A 1816-nucleotide genomic window follows, 5' to 3' on the forward strand; every position below is an offset into this window, starting at 1 on the left:
GCGCTGCGATCCGCGGCGGTCGACACGCTTAACCGGAGCCTGCTCGCCGACCTCGTGCCCGTCGACGCGCTGCGCGGCTTCGGCCTGCTGGCGATGAGCGCGATCGGGCCCTTGCGCCGCGCCGTGATGCGCGAGGGCGTCCTGCCGCGGCTCGGCGCACCCGAGCAGATGCGGGCCGCGCGCTGAACGGAAAAACTCTTTTCGGCGTGTGGGTTGTCCCTATCGGCTCGCGTTGGGCATCAAGCGTTTCGGCGCGAAAATCGGGTGCGCGTCCCTCCTGCAATCCGCCCCTGCGACACCGGCATGCGGAGCACCCACCCGAGCCGCTCCGTGCCGGACCTGTCGGCGCAAGAGCCGACGGGTCCGCATCGGGAAAAAACGATCGAAAATCGCTGATTTCGAGTAGGTTGCCTCGAAAAGCTCATCCCATGCATTCGTCCGGTCGGACCATGGCGGCCCGGGTCGGGGCGCCGCATCGTCGGATCGCCGCCTCCTGACACCCTGCCTTCCGGTCTATACATCCCGTCTCGCGGGCCCCACGTCCCGCCCCCGGGCATCGCCTGCCCGCCCGATTCGACGACGAACAGACACCCGATGGCCAAGCCCGCATCCAAGACGTCCGCATCCAAGACGCCCGCGCCCCCGGTCCCCGCGCCGAAGGTTCAGACGGCGCGCTTCGCGCTTCCCAAGTCCGGGCCGCTGGCGCGGATCCGCGACGCATTCGCGCGCGGCGAGAGCCCGACGCTGGCCGGCGTCCCGGACGGGTTCGACGCCCTGGTGGTGGCCGACCTCGCGCGCGCCCTGAGCGCCGGCTTCGAGGGGCCGGCGGTGCTGGTCCACGTCGCCCGCGATTCCGGGCGCTCGGCGGCCTTCGTCAACGCCCTGAAGTTCGTCGCGCCCGAGATCGAGGCGATGAGCGTGCCGGCCTGGGATTGCCAGCCCTACGACCGGGTCTCGCCCAACGGCGCCACGGCGGCGCAGCGCATGACCGCGTTCTCGCGGCTGACGCGCACGCGCTCCTCGGAGGCCGCGCCCCGCATCGTCTGCACCACGGTCAACGCCCTGATCCAGCGCGTTCCGCCGATGAAGCGCATCGCCGTCGAGACCTTCTCCGTCGCGATCGGCAACGTCGTCTCGATGGACAAGGTCGTGGCCTGGGTCGAGGCCAACGGCTTCCTGCGCACCGGGACGGTGCGCGACACCGGCGAGTACGCCGTGCGCGGCGGCATCCTCGACCTGTCGCCGCCGGGGCTCCCGAACCCGATCCGCCTCGACTTCTTCGGCGACACGCTGGAATCGATCCGCGCCTTCGATCCGGAGACGCAGCGCACCGTCGGCCAGCTCCGCTCCCTCGATCTCGTGCCGATGAGCGAGGTCCAGCTCACCACCGAGACCATCCGGCGCTTCCGCCAGGGCTACGTCGCCAATTTCGGGGCCGCGACCCGCGACGACCGCCTCTACGAGACCGTGAGCGAGGGCCGGCGCTATGCCGGCCTCGAGCACTGGATGCCGCTGTTCTACGAATCCCTCGACACCCTGTTCGACTACGTCGCCGGGGTGCCGATGGTGTTCGAGCCGCAGATCGAGGATGCGGCCGCCGAGCGGCTGGCCCTGATCCAGGACTACTTCCAGGCTCGCGAAGGCGCGCGCAAGACCCCGCAATCGGGCGTCGCGCCCTACAAGCCGCTGCCGCCGCGCGCCCTCTACTTGACCCAGAACGAGCTGCGCGACCGGATCGCGGCCTGCTCCGTCGCCCGGCTGACGCCGTTCGCGGTGCCCGAGGGCGGGGCCGGCGGCCCGGCCATCGATTGCGGCG

The 1816-nt window shown here is 71.1% G+C and carries 2 pseudogenes; both read left to right on the forward strand.

The features are described 5' to 3' along the window. Positions 1 to 186, forward strand: a pseudogene (locus tag FV223_RS26585) (ubiquinone biosynthesis protein UbiH); the annotation flags it as partial. A 408-nt stretch (positions 187 to 594) separates the two neighbouring features. Further along, a pseudogene (locus FV223_RS26590) lies at positions 595 to 1816 on the forward strand (transcription-repair coupling factor); the annotation flags it as partial.

Origin of the sequence: Methylobacterium sp. WL116, from assembly GCF_008039455.1 — a bacterium.
In the GTDB taxonomy this organism is placed as follows: Bacteria; Pseudomonadota; Alphaproteobacteria; order Rhizobiales; family Beijerinckiaceae; genus Methylobacterium.